The organism is Stenotrophomonas sp. YJH_SMC_53 (genome assembly GCF_059369995.1).
Genome location: NZ_JCAFTF010000001.1, coordinates 184031 through 204732, shown reverse-complemented (window position 1 = coordinate 204732; position 20702 = coordinate 184031). Strand labels below are relative to the sequence as shown.

18 protein-coding genes, 1 tRNA gene and 2 pseudogenes are annotated in these 20702 nt (G+C 63.5%); 7 read left to right on the top strand and 14 right to left on the bottom strand.

The genetic code is table 11. The features are described 5' to 3' along the window. Positions 1-130: 130 nt before the first annotated feature. Entirely contained in the window at positions 131-433 is a 303-nt protein-coding gene (locus tag AC5P7X_RS00975; protein ID WP_005419559.1) for a KGG domain-containing protein, read from the top strand. A 126-nt stretch (positions 434-559) separates the two neighbouring features. Here AC5P7X_RS00975 and AC5P7X_RS00970 read toward each other — a convergent pair whose 3' ends face one another. From AC5P7X_RS00970 to AC5P7X_RS00960, 3 genes are all read right to left on the bottom strand, one after another. After that, positions 560-910, bottom strand: coding sequence for a VOC family protein (locus tag AC5P7X_RS00970; RefSeq protein WP_053497018.1), 351 nt, complete (start codon positions 908-910; stop codon positions 560-562). 104 nt (positions 911-1014) lie between these two features. Then, the gene (locus tag AC5P7X_RS00965; RefSeq protein WP_005419561.1) at positions 1015-1215 is read right to left on the bottom strand and encodes a hypothetical protein; all 201 of its coding nucleotides are present in this window, start codon (positions 1213-1215) and stop codon (positions 1015-1017) included. Positions 1216-1306: 91 nt separating this feature from the next. Continuing rightward, a complete protein-coding gene (locus AC5P7X_RS00960; RefSeq protein ID WP_053497016.1) occupies positions 1307-1825 on the bottom strand; it encodes an SLOG cluster 4 domain-containing protein in 519 nt (172 codons plus the stop codon). Between the two features lie 174 nt (positions 1826-1999). Here AC5P7X_RS00960 and AC5P7X_RS00955 point away from each other — a divergent pair, with 174 nt between their 5' ends. Then, a complete protein-coding gene (locus AC5P7X_RS00955) occupies positions 2000-5350 on the top strand; it encodes an autotransporter domain-containing protein (protein WP_329842878.1) in 3351 nt (1116 codons plus the stop codon). A 69-nt stretch (positions 5351-5419) separates the two neighbouring features. Here the strand turns inward: AC5P7X_RS00955 and cml are convergent, their stop codons facing one another. Both cml and AC5P7X_RS00945 read right to left on the bottom strand, forming a co-directional pair. After that, positions 5420-6607: a CmlA/FloR family chloramphenicol efflux MFS transporter gene (cml, locus tag AC5P7X_RS00950; protein WP_235642190.1), complete on the bottom strand. Its 1188-nt coding sequence runs from the start codon at positions 6605-6607 to the stop codon at positions 5420-5422. A gap of 253 nt (positions 6608-6860) precedes the next feature. Further along, positions 6861-7313 carry a PA2169 family four-helix-bundle protein gene (locus AC5P7X_RS00945; RefSeq protein WP_005419568.1) on the bottom strand — a complete coding sequence of 151 codons (453 nt, stop codon included), beginning with the start codon at positions 7311-7313 and terminating at the stop codon, positions 6861-6863. A 464-nt stretch (positions 7314-7777) separates the two neighbouring features. On the opposite strand from AC5P7X_RS00945, the gene AC5P7X_RS00940 reads away from it, so the two are divergent. Then, positions 7778-8419, top strand: a complete 642-nt coding sequence (locus AC5P7X_RS00940; RefSeq protein WP_206619985.1) for a glutathione S-transferase family protein — start codon at positions 7778-7780, stop codon at positions 8417-8419. A gap of 22 nt (positions 8420-8441) precedes the next feature. On the opposite strand, the gene AC5P7X_RS00935 is transcribed toward AC5P7X_RS00940, so the two are convergent. Next, entirely contained in the window at positions 8442-8849 is a 408-nt protein-coding gene (locus AC5P7X_RS00935; RefSeq protein WP_053497011.1) for a hypothetical protein, read from the bottom strand. Between the two features lie 49 nt (positions 8850-8898). After that, positions 8899-9318 carry an H-NS histone family protein gene (locus AC5P7X_RS00930; RefSeq protein WP_053497010.1) on the bottom strand — a complete coding sequence of 140 codons (420 nt, stop codon included), beginning with the start codon at positions 9316-9318 and terminating at the stop codon, positions 8899-8901. 118 nt (positions 9319-9436) lie between these two features. Between AC5P7X_RS00930 and AC5P7X_RS00925 the strand changes: the two genes are divergently transcribed. Then, the gene (locus AC5P7X_RS00925; protein ID WP_019660763.1) at positions 9437-9829 is read left to right on the top strand and encodes a DoxX family protein; all 393 of its coding nucleotides are present in this window, start codon (positions 9437-9439) and stop codon (positions 9827-9829) included. 18 nt (positions 9830-9847) lie between these two features. Here the strand turns inward: AC5P7X_RS00925 and AC5P7X_RS00920 are convergent, their stop codons facing one another. Both AC5P7X_RS00920 and AC5P7X_RS00915 read right to left on the bottom strand, forming a co-directional pair. Then, the gene (locus AC5P7X_RS00920) at positions 9848-11623 is read right to left on the bottom strand and encodes a serine hydrolase domain-containing protein (protein WP_495214333.1); all 1776 of its coding nucleotides are present in this window, start codon (positions 11621-11623) and stop codon (positions 9848-9850) included. A 61-nt stretch (positions 11624-11684) separates the two neighbouring features. Continuing rightward, a complete protein-coding gene (locus tag AC5P7X_RS00915; protein ID WP_329842882.1) occupies positions 11685-12326 on the bottom strand; it encodes a hypothetical protein in 642 nt (213 codons plus the stop codon). A 678-nt stretch (positions 12327-13004) separates the two neighbouring features. Between AC5P7X_RS00915 and AC5P7X_RS00910 the strand changes: the two genes are divergently transcribed. The 3 genes from AC5P7X_RS00910 (at position 13005) to AC5P7X_RS00900 (ending at position 16048) form a co-directional block, all read left to right on the top strand. Beyond that, positions 13005-14027: an SEL1-like repeat protein gene (locus tag AC5P7X_RS00910; RefSeq protein WP_495214332.1), complete on the top strand. Its 1023-nt coding sequence runs from the start codon at positions 13005-13007 to the stop codon at positions 14025-14027. Positions 14028-14478: 451 nt separating this feature from the next. Beyond that, positions 14479-14883 carry a hypothetical protein gene (locus tag AC5P7X_RS00905; RefSeq protein WP_053497004.1) on the top strand — a complete coding sequence of 135 codons (405 nt, stop codon included), beginning with the start codon at positions 14479-14481 and terminating at the stop codon, positions 14881-14883. A gap of 181 nt (positions 14884-15064) precedes the next feature. Beyond that, positions 15065-16048, top strand: coding sequence for an XVIPCD domain-containing protein (locus AC5P7X_RS00900; protein WP_329842883.1), 984 nt, complete (start codon positions 15065-15067; stop codon positions 16046-16048). 88 nt (positions 16049-16136) lie between these two features. Here AC5P7X_RS00900 and AC5P7X_RS00895 read toward each other — a convergent pair. The 5 genes and pseudogenes from AC5P7X_RS00895 to rpoD form a co-directional block, all read right to left on the bottom strand. Beyond that, positions 16137-17146, bottom strand: a pseudogene (locus tag AC5P7X_RS00895) (phage portal protein). Further along, positions 17146-17949, bottom strand: a pseudogene (locus AC5P7X_RS00890) (phage terminase large subunit family protein). The pseudogenes AC5P7X_RS00895 and AC5P7X_RS00890 overlap by 1 nt, the downstream one beginning before the upstream one ends. 205 nt (positions 17950-18154) lie before the next feature. Next, positions 18155-18230: transfer RNA gene (locus AC5P7X_RS00885), tRNA-Ile, on the bottom strand. 40 nt (positions 18231-18270) lie between these two features. Next, positions 18271-18582: a hypothetical protein gene (locus AC5P7X_RS00880; protein ID WP_262221022.1), complete on the bottom strand. Its 312-nt coding sequence runs from the start codon at positions 18580-18582 to the stop codon at positions 18271-18273. Between the two features lie 265 nt (positions 18583-18847). Beyond that, positions 18848-20701 (bottom strand): RNA polymerase sigma factor RpoD, encoded by a 1854-nt coding sequence (gene rpoD / locus AC5P7X_RS00875; protein ID WP_053496998.1) that lies wholly within the window; start codon positions 20699-20701, stop codon positions 18848-18850. Position 20702 lies beyond the last annotated feature (1 nt).

The following is a 20702-nucleotide window of genomic DNA, read 5'->3' as shown; positions in this document are numbered from 1 at the left end:
CGCGCAGCAGCGTACCTGCGCCGTGAAAAGCAGTACGGTGCGGCGTGAAGGCAGCCGCACCGGTGCGGACACTCCGTTAGCCGGGCACCGGCAAGGATGAGCTTCCCTTCCATGCAACGGGAGCCTTCCCATGGCCGGCCAGCACCACGGCACTTCCCATCGTGGCTTCGCCTCGATGGACCAGGACAAGCAGCGCGCGATCGCCGCAAAGGGAGGACGCGCCGCGCATGCGTCCGGCAATGCACATGAGTTCAGCCCGGCCGAGGCACGCGTGGCCGGCCGCAAGGGCGGCGAGGCGATCAGCCGCAACCGCCAGCACATGGCAGCGATCGGCCGCGAAGGCGGGCACGCTCGCCACGCCAATGCACGGCAGCAGCGGCAAGCGGCCGAAGCGACGCCAACGAGGGACGGTCCACAACGCCAGCAGGGCTGACCGCGGCGCGTTCAGGCGCGCCTGTGCTACCGGAGCAGCCCGAATGCCGCGAGCAGGGCCAGCACGCCGTTAGACGGTCATCGTCCCGCGCGCACCGTCAGGCGTGGCTGAGGCACCATCCACCGCTCAGGCGTGGGCGAGGATGTTCAACAGCCGACCGAACGGATCGCGGACGAAGAAGCGCCGCACGCCCCAGGGTTCGTCGGCCGGGCCATATTCCAGCGCGATGCCGGCCGCGCGCATGCGCTGCAGCACGTCCTGCAGATTGTCCACTTCGATCGACAGGTCCGGCACCGGCGTGCCCGAGCCTCCTTCACTGGCGAAGCTGACCTGCGCCACCGCACTGCTCTGCCCGCCATGGGTGACGATCCAGCCATGGTCCATCACCACCGGCATGCCGAGCAGCTCGCCATAGAACGCAGCGGCACGTGAGGGATCGGGCGTGGCGATGTTGGCGACGACACGCTTGACGGCCATGTTCCACTCCACCAGGAAGAACGTGTCGAGACTGCCCGACCTTGCGCACGAACAGAAGAGCCTCGTCACGGACGAGGCCCGTCTTCAGCCGAGCATGGCTGGGCTTACACCGCGCCGCAGCGCTCCATGACACATCGATCGTATTCGTACTGGCATTCCATGGCATCACCACCACCGGACACACATGCCTGGTAAGCCTTCCAGCAGGGCAGATCGCAGGGCTGGACCGGTCCGGCCACGGCCACCGAGCCGCTGCAGGCCAACGCGAACACAACACCGGCGATCACTTTCCTGAAAGTACGCATCGACATCGCTCCTTGATAAGCCTGGTGAGCCCAGGCCGGGCCACCTTAGCGCTGCACACGGGACGCTGGGTGAAGGCCGATGCCGCTCGACTCAGCGGTGCAGCAACCCCAGCACACGCAGCTGTCCGGCCAGCTCATCAATGTTGCGCCACGGCAGGATCGGCGAATTGCCGCGCTCGTCCGGCGGGTTGTCCGGCAGCGCATCGGACCAGCCACCGGCCCCCACCAGCGGCAGCAGCGGCCGCTTGTGCAGCCAGGCCAGGCAAACCTCCGAGATCGTGCCGGCGCGCCCGCCGATCACGATGCAGGCGTCGCCGGCCAGGGCCATGATCAGGTTGCGCGCATCGCCCATGCCACAGGGCACCACCACCGTGGCCGGCCAATCGGCCGGCGGCATGCTGCTTTCCGGGATCACGCTGAGCACCTGGCCACCGGCGGCTACTGCCTGCTCGGCAGCTATCCGCGTAGCGGCACTGCCACAGCCGCTGACCAGCGTGATGCCCTGCACGGCCAGGAAACGCCCTGCTTCAGCTGCGCGCTCGAATGCGTCACTGCCAGGATCGGCACTACCCAGTATCGCCAACTGTGGTTTACGCAATGCGTTACGCATGGACGGCTCCAAGGCCTCGGAAAGAAAGGTCGCGGTGCCCGGCCCGGCGGAGCCACGTCGTGCACCGATCACAAAACATTAACACGTTCATAAAAATCCCTTCACATTACTGGGGGATATCGCCATGCCTTTGCGTTAACGGCCTTGATGTCCGTCAACCAAGGAAGTTGTCCGATGAATCACCCGCTGTACGGCCGTTCGTCCCGCTCCCTGTCGCACCGCCCGCTGGCGCTTGCCGTCGCCAGCTCGCTGCTGCTGGCCGCTGCACTGCCGGCCATGGCCAGCGAATCACTCGAGGCCTGGCAGCAGCAGCGCCAGATGCAGGCTGCATGGGCACAGCCTGCTGCCAACGCTGCACCCGCAGCGACGGCCGCTGCACCTGCCGCCAGCAGCACCGCCGTTCTTGGCAAGCCGGGCGATCCGGCCAGCTGGCGCAGCGATGAGTTCAACGCCGATTGGGGCCTGGGTGCGATGGGCGCGGACTACGCCTATGCACGCGGCCTGACCGGCAAGGGTGTGCGCCTGGCGCTGTTCGACTCGGGGTCCGCACTGGCGCATCCGGAGTTTGCAGGACGCAATACCTCCAGCATCACCATCGGTGCCGACTGCGCGACGCCGGGTGTGGTTGCGGGGACCGGTGCCTGCGGGCAGACCCGCGGCGAACAGCCCGGCTACAACTACTATGGCCTCGGTGCCGGCGTTCCGGCCGCACTCGCGGCACGCCTGATCGCGGCCGGCCAGCCCTATGGCTTCAGCTACGCCGACCACGGAACGCATGTGCTTGGCACCATCGGCGCAAACCGCAATGGCACCGGCATGCATGGCGTGGCCTTTGGTGCGGATCTCACCGCCGCCCGCGTGTTCGGCGACACCTACTATGAGTGGCGCCTGGATCCGGACAACTACTATCGTCCGCGCGCGGTGTACCGCACCGATCCGGATGACGCCGCCACGCTGGACATGTATGCACAGATCCAGGCGCAGGGCGTGCGTGCCATCAACCACAGCTGGGGCATCTCCACGCGCAACATGACCGCCGCCGCGCTGGACCAGCAGTACGCCAACATCGGTGCCGACTACGGCGTGTACGGCAGCATCTACGCCAGCAATGGCGATACCCCGGGCTCCACCCTCATCCAGGTCTGGTCGGCTGGCAACGGCAGCGGCGCCGTCGCCGGAATCACGGCCGCGATGCCGCGCTGGAAGCCCGAACTGGAACCGTACTGGCTGGCCGTGGCCAACGTCCGCCGGCCCAACGCCGCTGCGGGCGAAACGGACTACGTGATCGATGGAAGTTCCAGCATCTGTGGCGTTGCCGCCAACTGGTGCATCTCGGCACCCGGCACCGACATCGTCAGCACCATCGTTTCCGGGGATATCCAGGGCCGCATCGAAAACACCTCCGCCTACGTGCGGCTGATCATCGACAGCGAGAACACCCAGTATGTCTATGGCACCAAGACGGGCACATCGATGGCGGCGCCGCACATCACCGGCGCGCTCGGCCTGCTGATGGAGCGCTTCCCCTATCTGGACAACGCCCAGGTCCGCGACGTGCTGCTGACCACCGCACGCGACCTGGGTGCAGCGGGCATCGATCCGATCTACGGCTGGGGCATGGTGGATCTGAAGAAGGCCATCGAAGGCTATGGCTCGCTGCGCGTGGACACCAACGTGGTGATGAACCAGAAAGCCGGCGGCCTGAAAGTCTGGGAAGGCGATGCCTGGGACAACTGGACCAACGACATCGGTGGCCCTGGCAAGCTGACCAAATCCGGTATCGGCTGGCTGCGCCTGAGCGGCAACAACAGCTTCAACGGCGCGGTACTGCAGGACGGTACGCTGGAATTGAACGGCACCAACACCCTCACCTCGGCAGTCGAAGTACAGGGTGGCCAGTTGCTGCTCAACGGCAGCCTGGTCTCCACCGCACTGACCACTACCGGTGGCGTGAGCACGGTCAGCGCCAGCGGCGTGCTGAACAACAGCAACCTGGTGATCAACGGCGGCGTGGTGTCCTTCAACGGCACGCAGACCGGCGGCACCACCACGGTCGGCGCCAATGGCCTGCTGAAGGGCGTCGGCACGCTCGGCAATACCCGCGTGGACGGCATCATCGCGCCGGGCAACTCGATCGGCACGCTGACCATCAACGGCAACTACGTGCAGAGCGCCACTGGCGTCTATGCCGCCGAGCTGGCCCCGGGTGGCCGCAGTGACCAGTTGCACGTGACCGGCACCGCCACCCTTGGCGGCACGCTGGTCGCGCTGCCGGAGCCGGGCGTGTACTACCTCGGCGAGCAGTTCAACTTCCTGCGTGCCGACGGAGGCGTCAACGGCCAGTTCGCCAAGACCGACTTCAGCGCGTTCTCCCCGTTCCTGCAGTTCAGCCTGGCCTACGGTACCAACGGCACGCGCATCGACGTCGCCCGTGGCGCTTCACTGACCACGGCTGCCAACACGCCCAACCAGCGTGCAGTGGCAGCGGCCGCCGACCTGCTGCCGATCGCCCAGGGTCTGCCCAAACCACTGACGCAACTGTTCCCGCAGCAGGTCGGAGGCGTGCTCGACGGCCTCAGCGGCGAGCTGCATCCGGCCACGGCCATCGCCCTGATCGAGGGCAGCCGCTACGTGCGCGATGCCGCGTTGTCACGCCGTGCCGGCGCCGCCGCACCCGGTAGCGACGTGGGTGACGCGACGGGTGCATGGGTGCAGGCCATCGGTGGCAACAGCAAGCTGGACGGTGACGTCAACACTGCCCGCACCGAAGCCAACAGCAACGGCCTGCTGGTCGGCATCGACCGCGAGTTCTCCGGCTGGCAGGTCGGCGTGTTGGCCGGCACGGGCCGCACCGACGTGAAGCAGCAGGCGCGTCGCGCCAAGTCGAAGATCGACAACACCCACTTTGGTGCCTACGCCAGCCACAACTGGGGCGGTTTCGGCCTGCGCGGTGGTGTGGCGTGGAGCAAGCACGAGGTGAAGAGTACGCGTGATGTCGCCTTCGCAGGCTTCAGCGACAGCCTGAGCGCGCGCTACGACGCCCGCACCCGCCAGGCCTTCATCGAAGCCGGCTACCGCTTCGGTGGCACGGAAGCCGGGCTGGAGCCCTACCTGCAGGTCGCACGTGTCGAAGTGGACCTCAAGCGCGTCAACGAACGCGGTGGAGCAGCGGCACTGCAGGGCAAGGTGGACGATACCGGAACCACGATTGCCACTGCCGGCCTGCGCTTCGACAAGGGACTGAAGGCTTCGTTCCAGCAGGAGAGCTGGCTGCACCTGCGCGGTGGCGTCGGCTATCGCCGCGCTTCCGGTGATCGCAGCCAGGTCGCCAACCTGGCCTTCGCCAACGGAAGCACGACGTTTGCGGTCAACGGCGCGCCGATCGCCGACAACGCGGTGGTGGCCGAACTGGGCCTGTCGGCGTGGCTGACCGAGCGCCAGCAGCTGGAACTGGGCTACAGCGGCCAGTACGGCAGTGAAAGCCGCGACCACAGTGCGAATGTGCGCTGGTCGGTGCGCTTCTAGTTCCCGTCACGTGTTCTCATGAAGGATTGGGGCGGCCTGATGGCCGCCCTTTTTTATCACCGGCCGAGGCTAGCGGCAGCCGCGCAACATCGCCGCGGCGACCAGGCTGGCCACTGGCAGCAACAGCCCATAGGCCACCAGCGGCCATACCGTATCGCCCGGCAGCAGCACCGTAGCCAGTGTTCCGAAGCAGGCCACGATCAGGCTCTGCATCGCGTAGTAGAGCGCCACCGCCATACCCGACGCATCGGCAAACTCACTCAACGCGCCGTTGGCAGCCACCGAAACCACCATCACCAGCCCCACCGCGATGCCCCACATGGGCAGCACGACGCTGGCGAATGACAGTGGCAACTCCGCAGCGAGCGCCATCAACAACACACCCGCCACCATCACGCACAGGCCACGCACGAATGTGCCAGGCACCGCCCAGCGCGCGATGAACGTCTTCGCCATGCGCGACATGAGGATCATCACCAGTGCCACCGTCGCGAACGCCAGGCTGAAGGTGATCTGGGAGTACTGCATGCGCTCGACCAGCACGCGCGGTGCGATCGAGAAGAACACGAAGAACGTGCCCATCGCGGCACTGAATCCCAGCGTGTAGACCCAGAAGGCACCACTGCGAAGAATTTTCTGCAGTGCCGGTCCAGCGTCCCTGCGCCCTGCGGGTCGGGTTTCCTGCCACAGGCGTTGCGCGCGCAGGACGGCGACCAGGCCAAGCACACCCAGCAGCACGAAGATCGCACGCCAGCCTGCTGCCGCAGCCACCAGTGCACCCAGCATCGGCCCCAGTGCCGGCACGAAGGCCAGCATCGAAGCGAACAGTCCATACAAGGACGCCCCCTGCGGCGTATCCGCGTATACGTCGCGGACGGTGGCAAACGTCGCTACCAGCGCAGCCGACGCGCCAATCGCCTGCACTGTGCGCCAGGCCAGGAAGAACCCGCTATTGCTGGACAGCGCCAGCGCAAACGAGGCAACGGTGAACAGCAGCGCCCCCAGCAACAGCACGGGGCGGCGCCCGATCCGGTCGGACAACGGGCCGAACAGCAGTTGGCCGACGCCGAGCACCAGCAGGTAGATGCTCAGCGTCAATTGCACCCGCGCAGGCGATGTTCCCAACGCGCCGGGCATCAAGGGCACTACAGGTAGATAGATATCCATGGCCAGCGAGGCCAGGAGGTCGAACGGCGCCATCAGCGCAATGGCCGATGGCAGGGTATGGGTCCAACGCGGGGCCTGTGGATTGAACATGGGGAGTCTCCGCCCAGAGTGAGTCCGGCGGTGATCCATCCACTTCGCATGCATCGCAGGGATGTTCACCGCAACAACGTCTGCATCGTTGTTGCGGCTCAGCGAACTGTCTGCGGACCGTTCCCGTTGTTCATGGTGCTCATTGTTGGCAGTGCGGAACCGGCAAGAGTGTAGCAGCGACCGATTCAGGGTGGCCGGGGCAGCGGTGCCGCCCCGGCCGCGGCGTCCCTGGGGAGTGGGACGCCGCTGATCGTCAGGCCGCCTTCATCGCATGCTTGCGCGCGCGCATCACGTTGTGGCATTCCTGCACTTCCGGCAACAGCTGGGTGACTTCCTGGCGTACCGCCGGCGGCAGCTCGTTGTCCTTCAGCACGTCCTTGAACGCGCCCAGCAGGCGGTCCTCCGACTCTTCCAGCTCGGCCACATAGCCATAATTGGTGTCACCGAAGGCTGCACGCACCTTGCCGTAGAACTGCTGCATTGAACCCACCACGGTGCCATGCTCGGCCGGCTTGCCGCCGCTGGCAGCCACCGAACCACTCAGCGCCGCGACGATGCGGCCCTTGACGCCGGCGATGCGGGTGAACAAGGCCGACAGCTCGGCATCCTTCACCTTGGTCGCCGCTTCTTCATAGAACGACTTGCCGTCACGAGCGATCTCGATCAGGTCGTTGAGGCGATGTTCGATGGTGGACTGGGTGCTCATGGCGTTGCTCCTGTATCTTCGTTTCAGGGGAGAAAAGCAGCTTCGACTGCGCTGCCTGCGTATCCACTGTGGACATGCTTGTGTGGTTCCCGGGTGAGCAGCGATTGATACGCACATCACGTCACCCAACCCGCACTGACTGCTTCACGCCACAGTGGCGCGTGGATCACATCGAGCGAGCCCGGGCAGGCTCACCAAGGTACGAAAAGGATGATCAGCACGATCACCAGGACTGCGGCGAGCGCTCCCATCAGCACGTTGCTCTGGCGCCAACTGGGTTTCGGTTTTCCGGGAGTATTCATGCCTGCTACCTGTCTCTGCGGATGACCCCGGCAGACTGATGGATCGGCGACGGTGCGTGCGTGCAGGACACGTGCAGGCGACGTGCAGAGCACCGGCACCCATGTCGATTTCCGGCACACTCGCTCGTCAGATCATCAAAGCCCTCCTTGATTGCGGACCCCATGCCTCCCATCCTCACCGCCTTCGCCACCTCCCCCGACCGCGGCCAGGGCCTGGCCCGTGACATGCGCGTGCGCTGGGCACTGGAGGAACTGTCGGTAGCCTATGACGTACAACTGCTCACCTTCACCGAGATGAAGCAGCCCGTACACCTGGCACGCAATCCGTTCGGGCAGATTCCGACCTGGCAGGAGGGCGACCGGACCCTGTTCGAATCCGGCGCCATCGTCCTGCATCTGGCCGAACAGCACCCCGGCCTGCTGCCGCGCGATCCGGACGCCCGCATGCGCGCGATCATGTGGATGTTCGCTGCGCTGAACACGGTGGAACCCCCCATCGTTGAGCGCTCCATGGCCTGGGTGCTGGAGCGCGAGCAGCCGTGGTACGCACAGCGGCTGCCGATGCTGGATGAGCGGGTTCGGGCGCGACTGGCGCAACTGTCGACATGGCTGGCCAAGGCGCCGTGGCTGGACGGCGATTTCAGCGTGGGCGACCTGATGATGGTCTCGGTGCTGCTGCGCCTGAAGAGCAGCGGGCTGCTCGACGAGTATCCGACGGTGGCCGCCTATGTGGCCCGCGCGACGCAGCGGCCCGCCTACCAGCGCGCCTTCGCCGCGCAGTTGGCGGTGTTCCAGAACGCCTAGCGCTGCGCCCCGCGCGGGGTCTTCAGCGTAACTTCCGCCGGCAGGCGGCCTGCACCAGCATCAGCTGCGCCACCAGGATCAGCATCGCGCAGCCTGACAGCAGCCACGGGTCGATGTACCACTGCTCATTGAAACTGAAGTCGCCTGCGGAAATGCGTTTCCAACCGTTGAAGTGCTGCATCGCTGCCACCACGAACGCGAAGCCACCCGCGGTGTACGACAACCAGGGCACGATGAGGCTCCCCGGGCGCGCGAACAGCGTCAGCAGGCCGAGCACGCCGATGACCGTGCGCTGCACGCGGCAGTACGGGCAGACATAGGCCATCCCGCTCCATTCCACCGCCCAGGCCAGCAGGCTGACCAACATGCCCGCCACTGCGGCTGCGTGCAGGACTTTCGGCGTGATCGTCATGCCACTCTCGTGTGCCATCCCGTGCTCCTTGGTTGAAAGACCCGGGCAGGGTAGCAGTGCTGCAGCGTCATCCCTTCTTGATGACGGTCCGCTTGCCGATGGTGCTGGTCTTGCCAGCGGTCGGCCTGGCCAAGCCAGGAATCAGGAAATCGGTGACCTTGTGGCCCATCGACACCTTGGACGCCAACCAGCGCGGCATGCGCCCGCGACCGGTCCAGGTCAGGCGCTTGTATTCCGGGTCGCGATACTTGGGCGCGACTTTGCCGGATTTACGGCGGACGGCTTTTCGGGCCGGCGCAGGTGTTTCCGAGGCTTGGCCGCCAAAGAGTTCTTCAAGGGTGTAGCCGGCTTCGGCGGCGGCGGCCTTCAGCATCCGCCGCACCGCACTGGCCGGACGGCGGCTGGAAATCAGCTGTTTCCGCCGTTCAGCGGCAACCACCAGGGCACCCAGCTCGCGAAGGCTGAGCGATTCAATATCGATCGTCATGCGGGAAAGGTCTACTGCAGCGCGGCAGCTGTCAAGGCGCCCTGCCCGGCGCGTAGACACGGGCTTCACCGCCGGTGGGCTCCGATCGCCTGCGTCGGCCATCTCCGAGGACCTCGACGTGAGCACTTCATCGCATTCGCTCGCCTACCTGCTTGCACGCATCCTGCTGATGGCCCTGTTCCTGGTCTCCGGGCTGGGCAAGCTCGGCGATCTCAGTGGTACCCAGGGCTACATGGAGGCAATGGGAGTTCCCGGCATCCTGCTCTGGCCGACCATCGCCTTCGAAATCGGCAGCGGCCTGTGCATCCTGCTCGGCTTCCAGACCCGGCTGGTGGCGGTCGTGCTCGCAGGCTTCAGCCTGGTCACCGCTTTCATCTTCCACCACAACTTCGCCGATCAGACCCAGCAGATCATGTTCCTGAAGAACCTGGGCCTCGCCGGCGGCTTCCTGCTGCTGGCGTGCACCGGGGCGGGACGTTACAGCATCGATGGGCGTGGGCGGCGCGGATGAGCGCGCGGCATGCCGCCATCACCCCTGGCCCATGGGCGCGACGCGCCGCAGGCGCAGGTTGCGCCATGTCGGCTGGGAGCCGCGAAAATCCACCGCTTCGCCATCGCTGGTGAACAACAATCCTGGCTCCACCTCAGCAACCAGGCGGATGCCATCGATGTACAGCCGGCCGTGTCGTTGCTCCAGCACAACGAACATCGATGGTTTGCCCCATTGGTCAACGCGATAGCGTCCCAGCCAGGGTTGCCAATGGGGCGCCTGCGGCCCGGTGGGCCCATCGATGGGATCGTTCTGGTCCAGGCCATCCTCGCCGTTGCTGCATTCCAGGTACGCCGGCAGCATGTCCGTCGCCGCATGGTAACGGTACGTCGCAACCTCTCCATCGGTGTCCACAGTGAAAAGTTGATCGCCGTCGATGGCCGCAAAGCGGGTACCCTCGGCGTGCGCCCCTCGATGCAGTTGCAGCTCCCCATTTCCGGCAACCCCGATCTTCGCCTTGCCGCTGCGCCCGATCCAGCTTCCTGCCATCCGCTGCATCTGGTCCTGGTTCAACCTGATCGGCGCCAGGCTTGATAGGGGCACACGCGGCTGACGGGGCCCGAAACGCGCCGACAACAGCTGATCGAGCAGACGCTCGCCGATGCCGTACCCCGCAGACGTCGCGCGATTGAACATCGCGGCAAATCCAGCGTTTGCCTGCCTGCAGTAGGTGAACACGCACCCGAATCCGAAGCCCCCGCCGCGGTGGTGCAGCAGCCGCACCGGTGTACTGCCGTAGAGGCGTTCGCTGCGCATGACACCGAGCCCGTAGTCGCCGCCCGGGCCGAAACCATGCATCTCGTCCCAGAGACGGGGCTCAAGCAGTTGCTGCGCACCGGATCGGCCGCCACCGAGCAGGAAGCCAAGATACTTCGCCATGTCGGCGGCACTGGTCCACACGCCTCCCGACACCACCAGCGGCGTCACCGGCGGTACCTGCGTATGGCCTTCCTGGGTTCCCAGTGCCCGCACCTTGCTTGCCAGGTAGACCGACGCATCGGCCGTACTGTCGTGCATTCCCAGCGGCTCGAAGATCCGGCGCTGCAGCCAGGCCGGATAGCTGATGCCCGCAACCTGCTCAAGGACATGACCGGCAAGGTCGAAGCCCAGGTTGGAGTAGCGATAGCGCGTACCCACCGGAAAGCGCAGCCATGTCTGCGAGATGCTGCGGACGTGCGCATCAAAGCCCGGCGACGCCGGTTCGTAGTTGTTGCCCAGGGGCGCCTCGTGCGTGAATCCCGCGCGATTGGCAAGCAGCAGGCGCAGGCTGATGCGCTCCTGTGGAGCATGCTCGAAGCGGCTGCGCACCGTGAACGACGGCAGATAGCGGGTAATGGGCGCGTCCAGATCAAGGATGCCGTCCTGCACGGCCAACAGCACCGCCACCGCCGCGAAGTTCTTCGAGGTGGACTGGATGCTGAACATCGTGCTGGCGTCTACGGGCACGCTGCCCTGGCCTGATACGTGACCGAAGCCTTCAGTCCAGCGCACCTGCCCGCCTTCGACCAGGCAGACGGCAGCGGCACCGATGCCGCTGCCGTCCATGGCCGAGCGGATCACGCTGCGTTCCGCGTCGATCAGGCTCGCGGTGGTGACGCTTGGCCGCGCCGGGGTGGCAACACCGGTGGGAATGAGCGTGGCCGCCGGAACAGCTGCGGCATTGGCCAGGAAGGTGCGACGACTGAGCGTAACAGGCATCAGATCACTCCACTTCAGGATGCCGCCATCTTCCCGCCAGCAGAAATGGCAGGGCATGTGTCATTCGGCACAGAGTGCGGTGATCGATGGAGCTGCGCCTTCGCTGGCTGAGCAGGCCTCAGCCCGGAGGGTCCGGCAAGCGGATTCCCTGCGCCGAAACAAAGGCGCGGGACTCGCTCCAATAGGCCTGTGGCGGTTCCCGCAGCTCTGGTCGCGCCCAGTAGTCGTTGCCATGCAATGCGCTCATCACATGGCACCAGCCGTCACGCGGATCGTGAACCTGAAATCGCCCGCGATGATGGCGCGGATGATACGCGTAGTGGCCAAGCGCCTCCTGGCGCGCTTCATCCGGCCAACGACCCGCCTGATGGACCAGCGTCCATGCTCGCATGTGGCGTGCATGCGCGAGCGCGCCCAGGTACTCGTCCTCATCCAGCAGTGGCACCTGCTCACCGCGGGCCAGGCACAGTGCGTCCGATTCGGCTTCGTAGTCCAGCGACGGATGCGCCAGTTCCGGGTGCTGCTGCCAATACCCTTCGCCCTTCATGTGCAGCATCGCCCAGTGCCAGGGCTCGTCGTGGAAGATCAGCGCGTGTTCGTATTCGCGGCCGGGGCTCTGGTCGGGATAGCGCTTCCGTGCCTGTTCGAGCGCCTGCGCCTCGGGCACCTGGCCATGGTGGACCAGGCACCAGGCGAACAGGTGCCGGCTGTCTTCGATTTCGGTGGTGAAGTCCTCCAACGGCGTTTCGGTGCTGGGCATGGTCGATCCCTGTGTGCGGATCAGATGGTACCGACGCTGCGGGGCGCGCGGGGGGCGGGGGCAATGAGATCTGCAACAGGTCGTGCGAGGTCGCGTGGGGGCCCATCACGATTCGAATCTGGAATCGACGGATTATGGGACCTCTACAGCGCTTCCTCGCGCCTCCACAGACCTTCCAGCCGTAAACCACGCGGCTGATTCCCAGGCCCCGCGACCATCTTCGCTCATCTTTGTGCACCTCCTTCCGCTGACAAAAGGTCGCCGAGCGGTCGCCAATGGGCGCAATGAAGGGAATGCTCGGAGAGAACGGACTGGCCACCTTGCCGATCGGCCAACGGGCCTCGGATCCAGCGTCGCATGGTGTGGGCTGCCCGGATGTGCGGAAGCTCGCCGGCGGTGGGCTCAGGTTCCGCTGCAGATACACCAAGGCCAACAGTCAACGCGATCGCGTCGCGGCCGCACCAGGAGGGAGGGCGCAACCTTCGCGAAGACATCGCAACTGCGGCGCGCCGTCTAGCGAGAGAACAAGCCAATTGCTACCGCGGCACGGAATGGCCATTTTGCCACTCATGCGCTCGCCTTCCGAGGAAGGGTATTTGTCGCTTTACGTCCACCGATGCGTGACTGAGAACACGCAAGTGCAAAGCGTAGCCCGCTGCAACGGATTTCTGGTTGACAGTGAATATCACCCCGCAATATGAAATCCCGGGAATCGAGAGGCAGGGGATCAGCGCCGAAATCAGCTATCACCACGGCCCGAGGTCAGTCCATCGCAAAGCTCCGCGACGACAAGGGAAAAGGAATCAGGTGAAGATCAGTAGAATTCTCATATATGGAATGTTCGTCATCGGCGTAGTCGCAACCATTTCCTGGTTGGCCTGCAGACCATCCGATGTCACAGGAAGCAAAGGAGATGAGGTTCCTCTCAGTGAAAAAAGCACTTCGTCAACGGATATCGCATCTGAATCAAGCATTCATCAATCCTTGCGTTCGCCACACCAATCCATCGAATCAACAGTGGCTTTGGGTGGCAAGGCATTTCTGCTCAAGATCGAAACACCTCACTACGAAGGCGACGCCTCGGAATACATTGACAGGCGCATCGCGGCTGCAAGGGCGGGCGATGCCCAGTCGAGCTATGAGATCCATAACCGCATTGCCAGTTGCAAGCGGGCGCTTAACTCAGGTGATGCCGATGAGTACAAGGCCTACGCATCAGTGGGCCTGGGGGAGCAGTACTCAAGGAAAATCGACCAGGAGATTGACCATTGCCAAGGGCTGATAGGGCGAACGGAACTCGGAGATGAGAATTGGCTCTCTCTTGCTGCCGCCCAAGGGTCGGTCGAAGCGAGACTGATTTTCGCCAAAGACCCGAAAGCCATCATTGGAAACTTGACGGAAGCGCTCAAGGATCCGGAACGGATAACCAATTATCGAAGGGATGCGATTGATTATCTAAATGAGTCGGTATCGCAAGGAAGCGTCGACTCGATTGAAGCCCTTGCTGACATCCATGACCGCGGGATCATTGCCGACAAATCCCCTGAAAAGAGCCTTGCATACTGGCTCGCATATCAGCGCGCGCACCCCAACAGCCAATCAGCGGCATCCATTGCGAGACTCTCCAAACTGTTGCAGCCCAACCAGATAGAGCGATCCAACGAGATGTCTGAGGCCATATACAGAGCCTGCTGCTTGTAACCCAACAGAAGTTTCCTACTCACCCAACATGGCGCACGATGAAAGCAATGATTTCGAAGAAATGGTTGATTGCAACCTCCTTGATTGTCGCAATTGCTTCCTCTTGCCCACCCACAGCTCGCCCCTTCCAACTAAACGAATAATCCAACACTGCGCGAAATCTCCCAAAATCGCTGTCAGGCGGGGGTTCCGACCCGTGCATCACAAGACGTTGTGCTAGATTCGGGACAGTGTTCCTGGCGCGAGAGGTACCTTCATGGATGCATGGCTCGACAAATGCGCTACTTCATCAAGGCGCGGAGATCGGAGTCACCTCCGGCTTGCAGCGTATCGCTGCCTCTCAATAGCCGTTTCAGCGTTGATACTGTCAGCGTGTTCGAGCGGTGCCTCACCAACCCCATCGCATAAATCTAATCAAAGACAGTCCGTCAAATCAGGGAGTGAAATTGGTATGGAGCGATTCAAGAACGACATCGAGCGCCTGTCCAGTGTACGTTTTGATGATGTCGACGCGTTAAATGAACAGCTCCACACGCATCTGGGAGAGCCGACACGCCAGGACGTGATGGACGAACGGATCGCAGAACACGGAATGTTGGGCGACCTTGAGGTCCGGAACATCAGGCTGAGAAGTGCTGCTGACGATCCTGCGCTCGCGAACCTGATCTTTGAGATCGCACCACCAAGCATTGCGCTCGAGGAAATCATCTGGGAAAACTCGACCAAACATCCACCTCGGCCTGACGCGCCTGGCTCTCGCCCTTACTGGTCTGCGCAGGTGAACGATGCAAAGGTCGTGCTCGGACTCGATTCCGATAACGTGACGCTGACCTACATATCGATCAGTCAGCGCTGACCCCTGTTATTGCGAAGGAGCCGGAGCATGGAGCGTACTGAAGAATCTGGACTGCCACAGCCGCAGGAGGGAGGCCGCCCAGGAGCCACACGGCGTCCTGCATCGCCATTGGACGACCCCTCCTTGGCGCCGCTTCTAGCAAAATCCCCAACACTTCAGGCGGGCCTCACCCAGGCGAGGCGTGAAGGTATCGTTATCCAATGGGGGGGCAGCCGGTGAAGGCACTTATCTTATTCCCGGCGTCAAGATCGTTATTGACGAGAATGCGATTGGGCAAGGCTCAAGGATCGCAAGTTCTCTTGCTCACGAAGTTGGGCACCATCTCTTCACCGAACCCGAAAATCGAACTTCCAAGCAAGCCTATGTGAACAGCGAGCTGCGAGGAGAAGCCGCCGCGACTCTCAGCAATGTCCAGGTCCAGCGTGAGATCGTTGCAGCTGGCGGTCCAGATATTGGCGTTTCCGGCACAGGTAATCGTCCACAACAATACGGAACCATTGCGGCGGAACTGCAAGCCGGACGGATCAACCGTAACCAAGCACTTGGGCAGATCGCTGAGGTGTTCAAGACAGAGGCGCCGTCTGTTGGTCCTCATGCGACATACGAACTCTACTATGGCGACTACTACGACCGGGAAATAGCACCCACGCAACGGCGGCGTAGGCCAGATCCAGAATTTGACGCCGAGCGCATTGCGGTTGCGGAAAGAGTCGGTTCGGACACCGACGACTCGCCCTCACGGCAGCGAGCATCCTCCTCAGCCCCTGAACTCGGCGATGCTGACCGCTCTCTCTACATGCAGATTAGGGTAGGTGTGGAACGCCTGGACGCAGAGCATGGGAAACCTTGGGACGAGGCGAGTCAGCGCATGTCTGCAAGCTTGCTGGTACTGGCGAAAGAGCAGGGCCTTTCACGGGTTGACCATGTTGTCTTGAACAACCCGACAGAGAACCTAGCTCGAGGTGAGAGGGTCTTCGTAGTCGAGGGAGCAATGGACGATCCCGCCCATCGTCGAGGCCATATGAATACGATGGATGCGCTTCGCGCACCGGAGGCGGAATCGCTCCATCGCGCTGATGCGTTGAGCCAATCACAAGCAGCGAGCCTTGAACAACAACCGGCACAGCAGGCGCATACGCAAGACGGGCCATCGTTCTCGAGATAAAGCCGTCACTGTGCTATCGGCGCCATTCATTCCACCGCCTTGGCCCACAAGTGAGCGCCCACGCTGCAGCTCGGACGCTCTCGAATCATCATGCGGTCGCCTCCAGTTCGAAGGGTTCGATGCGGATCACGTCCTGGCCCAGCCACTCGTTAATAGCTGCCATGCGCGTCTGCAGCGGCGCCAGTTCCATCGCCGCCCACACGCCCGCCGCGTCGCGGATCGACCCAAACCCGCCACTGTTCTGCGGCACGATACCCAGAAGCTGCGGTGGCACCCGGAGCACCGCCAACATGTCATCGCGGGTCACACTCTTGATCCCGGTGAACTCATCTCGGACCGCCACCTCACTGACCGGGATCACCTGCAAGCCGTCCTTCTTCCCATTGGGCGAGTGCACGAACAGGTTCTTGAAATTGCCCGGCCCGCGCGACTGCCGCAGCGCGTCGCGCAACGCGTCCACGTCCAAGCCCTCGGGTTGGGGGTCGGTCATGTAGAGGGTGTAGCCGGCGTGCGAACCGTTGTTGTAATACTTCCGGCGGAACAGCGTGGCCGACTCGTTCAGCAGCGCGGCCTGTACGGCTGGCATCCACTCCGGCAGGCCGTAGATCTCCTGATCAGCATCTGCCTCTCGCAGCTGGAACACCTCACCGGCGGGAAACTCATGCTCTACCCGTGCGGCACGCACCGGGAAGAACTCACCGGGCTGCACGCCACGGCGTACGTACTGCGCCAGCGGAACCGCCAGACTGTGCGCGGTTCCTGACATGGGGCGGCGACACTCGACATACCCCATGCCGAAGGTGGTGTAGTCCAGCGCCAGCTGCGAGAACGCCTCACGGCTCAGCAGCCGGTGCGGTTGGAACGTGCGCACCAGCATGTTGCGTTTGAATGTCAGGCCGCTGTGCAGGTACGGGTTGGAGCGCGTTGCGCGCGACAGCCCTTGCAGATCCACCGGTGGCTCGAAGTAGCGGCCATTGCGCCAGCATTCGAGGTAGTCGAGGAAGCCGCGTGATTCCAACACAGGGCTGGCCTCGCCAAGGTGAAGGCTTCGATACTCACCGGCGGCGCGGCGATGGTGCTCTGGTCGGTGTCGGTCATCAGAAAATCTCCATGGTGCCGCGCGCAGCCTGTCCGCCTTCCAGCGGCTCGCTCTGCAGCGCGTGCGTGAGTGCCCAAGCCAAGTCAGCATGGCCGGTGGTGCGCGAGCGCCCGGCGGTGTAGGTCACCTGGCGCCCGCTCGGGGTGATGGTTTTCTGGATCGCCAGCAGTGACTACGTGAGGTCGATCCAGCCGGCGTCGTATTCCAGCCGTTCGTCATTGATTACGTCATAGGCTTTCAGCACCAGCCGCGTTTTCACCTCGGGCGAATAGTTGAAGACAGTCACGCCGGGGAAGAACTGGCGCACCAGCTGAGCAACGCCGGTGCCCATACCGGTCGCATCCACGCCGATGTAGGTCACCCAATAGCGCTTGGTGATCTGCTCGATGAACGCCGCCTGGTCTTTGAACTCCATGCCCTTGAACTGGTGGCGTTCCAGCACGCGGAACTTGCCCCCAGGCACCAGCGGCGGGGCCACCACCACGATGCCCGCGCTGTCGCCGGTCTCAGCCGGGTCGTAGCCGATCCACACGGCGCGGTCGCCGTAGGGCCGGACGGCAAACGGCTTGTAGTCGTCCGCCCACTCGACCCAGCTATCGACCCGGCAGGGCTGCAGCATGGTGAGCGGGAACACGCTGGCGCTGTCGTCCACGAACTCGCACATCAGCAGGTTGGCAAATTCCTCGGCGCTGTAGTCGCGGCGTAGTTCCTCGATATCGAACAGGTCACAGCCACGGCCGGCCGCATCGAGAACGGTCACGATCTGGCGCCAGATCGCGTCCTCGCAACGCCGGCCACCCATCAGGCGCGCGTGGCTCACGTCCAACAACGAGGGCAACCGTGGCGACAAGCAGGATGCGGCCGGGCACAATCGCCCGCCACTACGGGCCGCTACGATCACGACTTGCCAGTCGTGAAACCACCTCGCAAGCGTTGAGTTTTCCCCCGAATTTTCCCGCTGGCACAAAAAAGGCACTTGGGCGTAAGCCTAAGTGCCTGTTTTTTTATGGTGGGCCCACCAGGATTCGAACCTGAAACCAAGGGATTATGAGTCCCCTGCTCTAACCGTTGAGCTATAGGCCCTGCGCAGCGTCACAGTGTAGTGGAGGCCACGCTCGATCGGCTACCCGGCAGCAGCAAGAGCCTCAGCAACACGCCCCAACCGCTTCTCCGCCACGTCCGCAAACCACATCTGCCGCCGCAGATGTGCCTGGAACAGCGCCACCGTCCTTCTGGCCTCTTCCAGTGCCTTCTGGTTGCCGCCGTCAAAGCCCTCGACCAGTTCCGCACCAGACAGCGTCAGCAACGCATACGTCGTGCGGCGGGCAAACCCCAGCCGATCCTCACGCTCATCCTGCATCACCTCATCCCAATCAAGCAGCGACGAAAAATCAGTCTGCCGGGAATCAGACAGATCGTGCTCCACATCATTCATGGCGTTACTCCGGATGCATGGCAAATCAGTGCCGCAGGCCGCATGTGATGTACGTGACCTGCTGCGCGCTTGCATCAGCGCCGATGGAGACCGGCCTGCCTACGCGATGTGTTGAGCATCTGCACGGTCAGCGTGCGGCCACTGCAGGAAGTAATCAAATGGCAGACGCGACATCGTCAGGATCCGAGCGGCATGGCCGGGAACGACCAAAGAAAAACCCCGCACCAGGCGGGGTTTTTCTCAACGCTTCAACAGCCGCTGGCTATCAATCGATATCCAGGAAGCTGCGCAGCTGCTCCGAACGGCTCGGGTGACGCAGCTTGCGCAGGGCCTTCGCTTCGATCTGGCGGATGCGCTCGCGGGTCACGTCGAACTGCTTGCCGACCTCTTCCAGCGTGTGGTCGGTATTCATGTCGATGCCGAAGCGCATGCGCAGCACCTTGGCCTCCCTCGGGGTGAGGCCGGCCAGCACGTCGCGCACGGTTTCAGACAAGTTGATGTTGGTGGTGTTCTCGATCGGGGACTCCACGTTGGTGTCCTCGATGAAGTCGCCCAGATGGGAATCCTCGTCGTCGCCGATCGGGGTTTCCATCGAGATCGGCTCCTTGGCGATCTTCATCACCTTGCGGATCTTGTCTTCCGGCATGTCCATTTCCTTGGCCAGCTCCTCCGGCGTAGCCTCGCGGCCGTACTGCTGGAGCATCTGGCGGGAAATGCGGTTCAACTTGTTGATCGTCTCGATCATGTGCACCGGAATACGGATGGTGCGTGCCTGGTCGGCAATCGAGCGGGTGATCGCCTGGCGGATCCACCAGGTGGCGTAGGTCGAGAACTTGTAGCCGCGGCGGTACTCGAACTTGTCCACGGCCTTCATCAGGCCGATGTTGCCTTCCTGGATCAGGTCGAGGAACTGCAGGCCACGGTTGGTGTACTTCTTGGCAATCGAGATCACCAGGCGCAGGTTGGCCTCGACCATTTCCTTCTTGGCCTTGCGCGCCTTGGCTTCGCCGTAGGCCATGGCACGGCTGATTTCCTTCAGCTCTTCCAGGTCCAGCTGGGTCAGCTTCTCGATGTCGATCGTCGCCTGCTGTTCGGCGATGATCTGGTCCTTCACTTCGCGCAGGGCCGACGACCACTTCTGCTTGCGCTTCAGTGCGTCTTCCACCCACTCCAGGTTGGTCTGGTTGCCTTCCCAGGAACGGATGAAGTCCTTGCGCGGCATGCGCGCGGTGACGGTGGCCAGGTTCAGTACACGGCGCTCATGCGACTTGATGTCGGCCATGGTGTCGCGCAGCTGCTTGGTCAGCACGTCGGTCAGCGGCAGCGGCAGCTTCAGGGTGACGAACACCGCCGACATCTCTTCGCGCAGGCGCGGCAGGTTCTTCTTGTCGCCCTTGGTCGCGGCCTTCTTGAAAGCGTTGAAGGCATCGCTCAGTGCCTGCATGCGCGCGGCGACTTCCTCCGGATCCGGACCGGTCGGTGCGGCTTCTTCATCGCCACCGTCGACATCGTCGTCCTCGTCCTCGTCGCCTTCGGCGTCCGCATCGGCGCTGTCATCGGCAGCGACCGCCGGCGGTGCCGGCTCTTCGTCGACCAGGTCGTTGAAGCCGACGATCACTTCGGCCAGGCGCTTCTTGCCTTCCTTGTGGGCTTCGTAGTCGTTCAGCAGCGACTCGACCGAGACCGGGAACTGGCCCAGGGCGGCCTGGACCTGCGAAAGGCCTTCCTCGATGCGCTTGGCGATGGCGATTTCGCCTTCGCGGGTCAGCAGCTCGACGGTGCCCATTTCGCGCATGTACATGCGCACCGGGTCGGTGGTACGGCCACCTTCGGTGTCGAGCGCGCTCAGCGCGGCGGCAGCTTCTTCAGCCGCGGTGTCATCGACTTCGCGGTTGCCGGTGTTGCCATCGTTGAGAAGCAGGGTTTCCACATCCGGCGCAACTTCATGGACATCGATGCCCATGCCGTTGATCATGCCGATGATGTCTTCGATCTGTTCCGGGTCGACCATGTCGTCCGGCAGATGGTCATTGACTTCGGCGTAGGTCAGGTAGCCCTGTTCCAGGCCCTTGCTGATCAGTTGCTTGATTTCGGATTGGGCAGGACGTTCGTTGGCCATG